A 5,797-nucleotide genomic window follows, 5' to 3' on the forward strand; every position below is an offset into this window, starting at 1 on the left:
AAACAGATGGTAGGGTGTAAAAATTGTATGAGGTAAAGAGAGAAAAGTGTCGTGTACATAAACATTGGTTCGATACTCATGAGTTTAAGTTGTCTATAACAGACATAACCAAAATCAATCTGTAACGGGACGTCTGCGACGTCAGATGTGTTTAAGGGAAATAATCTGAAATCTCTGCTCTCCAAGCTGATCGCCAGGCTTCAGTGAGCTGAAAAAGACAAAACCCCAACCCGCGGTTGCGGATTGGGGTTTTGGTTTTAGGTGCTTGACGATGACCTACTCTCACATGGGGAGACCCCACACTACCATCGGCGATGCGTCGTTTCACTGCTGAGTTCGGGATGGGATCAGGTGGTTCCAACGCTCTATGGTCGTCAAGCAATTCGGTTGGGGCATCGCGGTTAAGGCGCTACCCCGAAACGGGTATGTGATGTCTGTCGGCTTTGCGGTTCGTTGCAAATTTTCGGTTTGGTCGACTTCACCATCACCCAATCTGCTTTGTCAGCAAATTGTTTGGGTGTTATATGGTCAAGCCTCACGGGCAATTAGTACTGGTTAGCTCAACGCCTCACAACGCTTACACACCCAGCCTATCAACGTCGTAGTCTCCGACGGCCCTTCAGGGAGCTCGAGGCTCCAGTGAGATCTCATCTTGAGGCAAGTTTCCCGCTTAGATGCTTTCAGCGGTTATCTCTTCCGAACATAGCTACCCGGCAGTGCCACTGGCGTGACAACCGGAACACCAGAGGTTCGTCCACTCCGGTCCTCTCGTACTAGGAGCAGCCCCTCTCAAATCTCAAACGTCCACGGCAGATAGGGACCGAACTGTCTCACGACGTTCTAAACCCAGCTCGCGTACCACTTTAAATGGCGAACAGCCATACCCTTGGGACCGGCTTCAGCCCCAGGATGTGATGAGCCGACATCGAGGTGCCAAACACCGCCGTCGATATGAACTCTTGGGCGGTATCAGCCTGTTATCCCCGGAGTACCTTTTATCCGTTGAGCGATGGCCCTTCCATACAGAACCACCGGATCACTAAGACCTACTTTCGTACCTGCTCGACGTGTTTGTCTCGCAGTCAAGCGCGCTTTTGCCTTTATACTCTGCGACCGATTTCCGACCGGTCTGAGCGCACCTTCGTACTCCTCCGTTACTCTTTAGGAGGAGACCGCCCCAGTCAAACTGCCCACCATACACTGTCCTCGACCCGGATAACGGGCCAGAGTTAGAACCTCAAGCATGCCAGGGTGGTATTTCAAGGATGGCTCCACGCGAACTGGCGTCCACGCTTCAAAGCCTCCCACCTATCCTACACAAGCAGGCTCAAAGTCCAGTGCAAAGCTACAGTAAAGGTTCACGGGGTCTTTCCGTCTAGCCGCGGATACACTGCATCTTCACAGCGATTTCAATTTCACTGAGTCTCGGGTGGAGACAGCGCCGCCATCGTTACGCCATTCGTGCAGGTCGGAACTTACCCGACAAGGAATTTCGCTACCTTAGGACCGTTATAGTTACGGCCGCCGTTTACCGGGGCTTCGATCAAGAGCTTCGCTTTCGCTAACCCCATCAATTAACCTTCCGGCACCGGGCAGGCGTCACACCCTATACGTCCACTTTCGTGTTTGCAGAGTGCTGTGTTTTTAATAAACAGTCGCAGCGGCCTGGTATCTTCGACCGGCGTGTGCTTACAGAGCAAGTCTTTCACACTCACCGGCGCACCTTCTCCCGAAGTTACGGTGCCATTTTGCCTAGTTCCTTCACCCGAGTTCTCTCAAGCGCCTTGGTATTCTCTACCCGACCACCTGTGTCGGTTTGGGGTACGGTTCCTAGTTACCTGAAGCTTAGAGGCTTTTCCTGGAAGCATGGCATCAACCACTTCGCATTCGTAAAGAACGCTCGTCATCAGTTCTCGGCCTTGAGATCCCGGATTTGCCTAAGATCTCGGCCTACCACCTTAAACACGGACAACCAACGCCGTGCTGGCCTAGCCTTCTCCGTCCCCCCATCGCAGTAACTAGAAGTACGGGAATATTGACCCGTTTCCCATCGACTACGCTTTTCAGCCTCGCCTTAGGAGCCGACTAACCCTGCGTCGATTAACGTTGCGCAGGAACCCTTGGTCTTTCGGCGTGGATGTTTTTCACACCCATTGTCGTTACTCATGTCAGCATTCGCACTTCTGATACCTCCAGCAAGCTTCTCAACTCACCTTCACAGGCTTACAGAACGCTCCTCTACCGCGTCATCAAAGATGACACCCGTAGCTTCGGTGCCTGGTTTGAGCCCCGTTACATCTTCCGCGCAGGCCGACTCGACTAGTGAGCTATTACGCTTTCTTTAAAGGATGGCTGCTTCTAAGCCAACCTCCTAGCTGTCTAAGCCTTCCCACATCGTTTCCCACTTAACCAGGACTTTGGGACCTTAGCTGACGGTCTGGGTTGTTTCCCTTTTCACGACGGACGTTAGCACCCGCCGTGTGTCTCCCATGCTCGGCACTTCTGGGTATTCGGAGTTTGCATCGGGTTGGTAAGTCGGGATGACCCCCTAGCCGAAACAGTGCTCTACCCCCCAGAGTGATACATGAGGCGCTACCTAAATAGCTTTCGAGGAGAACCAGCTATCACCGAGCTTGATTAGCCTTTCACTCCGATCCACAGGTCATCCGCTAACTTTTCAACGGTAGTCGGTTCGGTCCTCCAGTCAGTGTTACCTAACCTTCAACCTGCCCATGGATAGATCGCCCGGTTTCGGGTCTATACCCAGCGACTAAACGCCCTATTAAGACTCGCTTTCGCTACGCCTCCCCTATTCGGTTAAGCTCGCCACTGAATATAAGTCGCTGACCCATTATACAAAAGGTACGCAGTCACCTAACAAAGTAGGCTCCCACTGCTTGTACGCATACGGTTTCAGGTTCTATTTCACTCCCCTCTCCGGGGTTCTTTTCGCCTTTCCCTCACGGTACTGGTTCACTATCGGTCAGTCAGTAGTATTTAGCCTTGGAGGATGGTCCCCCCATCTTCAGACAACGTTTCACGTGCGCCGTCCTACTCGTTTTCACTTCTATAAACCTTTCGTATACGGGGCTATCACCCACTATGGCCGCACTTTCCAGAGCGTTCTACTAGATTTAAAGAAGCTTAAGGGCTGGTCCCCGTTCGCTCGCCACTACTAAGGGAATCTCGGTTGATTTCTGTTCCTCAGGGTACTGAGATGTTTCACTTCCCCTGGTTCGCCTCTTGCACCTATGGATTCAGTACAAGATACCTGTCTTATGACAGGTGGGTTTCCCCATTCAGACATCTCCGGATCAAAGTCTGTTTGCCGACTCCCCGGAGCTTTTCGCAGGCTACCACGTCTTTCATCGCCTCTGACTGCCAAGGCATCCACCGTATGCGCTTATTCACTTGACCATATAACCCCAAGCAATCTGTCTCTCGACAACAGCCTTGGATCGATCAGTGAAGTACGACATTCGCCGAAAATTCGCGCTTGAACTCGCAAATTTTGCCTTGAGTTGCTGAATGCAGTGAAACATTCAACAAGTCACTTCTATCACATACCCGAATTTTTAAAGAACGATTCTGGAAAATCCAGAAATCAACATTCACACTGGAATGCTCATTTCTGTGCTTTCGACTTAGTGGTGGAGCCAAGGAGGATCGAACTCCTGACCTCCTGCGTGCAAAGCAGGCGCTCTCCCAGCTGAGCTATGGCCCCAATGTCTCGAAGCCTGCGCCCCTTAACATTGGTGGGTCTGGGCAGATTCGAACTGCCGACCTCACCCTTATCAGGGGTGCGCTCTAACCAACTGAGCTACAGACCCAATCGTCTTCGCAATGAATCAAGCAATTCGTGTGGGAGCTTATGGAGACGGTGATGTCTCGATTAAGGAGGTGATCCAGCCGCAGGTTCCCCTACGGCTACCTTGTTACGACTTCACCCCAGTCATGAATCACTCCGTGGTAACCGTCCCCCCGAAGGTTAGACTAGCTACTTCTGGAGCAACCCACTCCCATGGTGTGACGGGCGGTGTGTACAAGGCCCGGGAACGTATTCACCGTGACATTCTGATTCACGATTACTAGCGATTCCGACTTCACGCAGTCGAGTTGCAGACTGCGATCCGGACTACGATCGGTTTTATGGGATTAGCTCCACCTCGCGGCTTGGCAACCCTTTGTACCGACCATTGTAGCACGTGTGTAGCCCTGGCCGTAAGGGCCATGATGACTTGACGTCATCCCCACCTTCCTCCGGTTTGTCACCGGCAGTCTCCTTAGAGTGCCCACCATAACGTGCTGGTAACTAAGGACAAGGGTTGCGCTCGTTACGGGACTTAACCCAACATCTCACGACACGAGCTGACGACAGCCATGCAGCACCTGTGTCTGAGTTCCCGAAGGCACCAATCCATCTCTGGAAAGTTCTCAGCATGTCAAGGCCAGGTAAGGTTCTTCGCGTTGCTTCGAATTAAACCACATGCTCCACCGCTTGTGCGGGCCCCCGTCAATTCATTTGAGTTTTAACCTTGCGGCCGTACTCCCCAGGCGGTCAACTTAATGCGTTAGCTGCGTTACTAAGTCCTCAAGGAACCCAACAACTAGTTGACATCGTTTACGGCGTGGACTACCAGGGTATCTAATCCTGTTTGCTCCCCACGCTTTCGCACCTCAGTGTCAGTATCAGTCCAGGTAGTCGCCTTCGCCACTGGTGTTCCTTCCTATATCTACGCATTTCACCGCTACACAGGAAATTCCACTACCCTCTACCGTACTCTAGTCAGACAGTTTTGGATGCAATTCCCAGGTTGAGCCCGGGGCTTTCACATCCAACTTATCAAACCACCTACGCGCGCTTTACGCCCAGTAATTCCGATTAACGCTTGCACCCTTCGTATTACCGCGGCTGCTGGCACGAAGTTAGCCGGTGCTTATTCTGTCGGTAACGTCAAAGTTGCAACGTATTAGGTTACAACCCTTCCTCCCAACTTAAAGTGCTTTACAATCCGAAGACCTTCTTCACACACGCGGCATGGCTGGATCAGGCTTTCGCCCATTGTCCAATATTCCCCACTGCTGCCTCCCGTAGGAGTCTGGACCGTGTCTCAGTTCCAGTGTGGCTGATCATCCTCTCAGACCAGCTACGGATCGTCGCCTTGGTGAGCCTTTACCCCACCAACTAGCTAATCCGACCTAGGCTCATCCGATAGCGCGAGGTCCGAAGATCCCCCGCTTTCTCCCGTAGGACGTATGCGGTATTAGCGTTCCTTTCGGAACGTTATCCCCCACTATCGGGCAGATTCCTAGGCATTACTCACCCGTCCGCCGCTGAATCAGGTAGCAAGCTACCCTCATCCGCTCGACTTGCATGTGTTAGGCCTGCCGCCAGCGTTCAATCTGAGCCATGATCAAACTCTTCAGTTCAATACTGATCGGGTTTTGAGAAAACCCTAAACTTGGCTCAGCAATCGCAAAAAACTCTCGAATTCACGAGTGTTACTTGTGATGCTGATAATCTTGCGACTATCACTCGATGCATCCACAAGCACCCACACGAATTGCTTGATTCAGTTGTTAAAGAGCGTTTCGATCTGACCGAAGGTCTCAACCGAGGCCGCGCATTCTACAGCGGCCGTTTTGCCTGTCAAGCGTTGATTTGAACTTTTTCGTTTCATCTCAACCGCTTACCACCCAGAGCCGGTTCAACCAGACTCTGCAGCGGGAGGCGAATCATACAGCGCCAAACGACACTGTCAACCCCGCCTCGACCAGCAGCCCGCTTCCTCTAGCG

The 5,797-nt window shown here is 52.1% G+C and carries 2 tRNA genes and 3 rRNA genes; all 5 read right to left on the reverse strand.

The annotated features are described in order from the left end of the window. Nucleotides 1-263: 263 nt before the first annotated feature. The 5 genes from rrf to SF06_RS14185 all read right to left on the reverse strand — a co-directional run bounded on the left by rrf (nucleotide 264) and on the right by SF06_RS14185 (nucleotide 5,430). Nucleotides 264-379: ribosomal RNA gene (gene rrf / locus SF06_RS14165) — 5S ribosomal RNA — on the reverse strand. Between the two features lie 145 nt (nucleotides 380-524). Further along, nucleotides 525-3,417: ribosomal RNA gene (locus SF06_RS14170) — 23S ribosomal RNA — on the reverse strand. Between the two features lie 231 nt (nucleotides 3,418-3,648). Next, a tRNA-Ala gene (locus SF06_RS14175) sits at nucleotides 3,649-3,724 on the reverse strand. A 29-nt stretch (nucleotides 3,725-3,753) separates the two neighbouring features. Continuing rightward, a tRNA-Ile gene (locus SF06_RS14180) sits at nucleotides 3,754-3,830 on the reverse strand. Between the two features lie 63 nt (nucleotides 3,831-3,893). After that, a 16S ribosomal RNA gene (locus tag SF06_RS14185) occupies nucleotides 3,894-5,430 on the reverse strand. The 16S, 23S and 5S rRNA genes sit together here with 2 tRNA genes alongside, the layout of an rRNA operon. Nucleotides 5,431-5,797: the final 367 nt, after the last annotated feature.

The sequence above is a fragment of the Pseudomonas flexibilis genome (genome assembly GCF_000802425.1).
In the GTDB taxonomy this organism is placed as follows: Bacteria; Pseudomonadota; Gammaproteobacteria; order Pseudomonadales; family Pseudomonadaceae; genus Serpens; species Serpens flexibilis.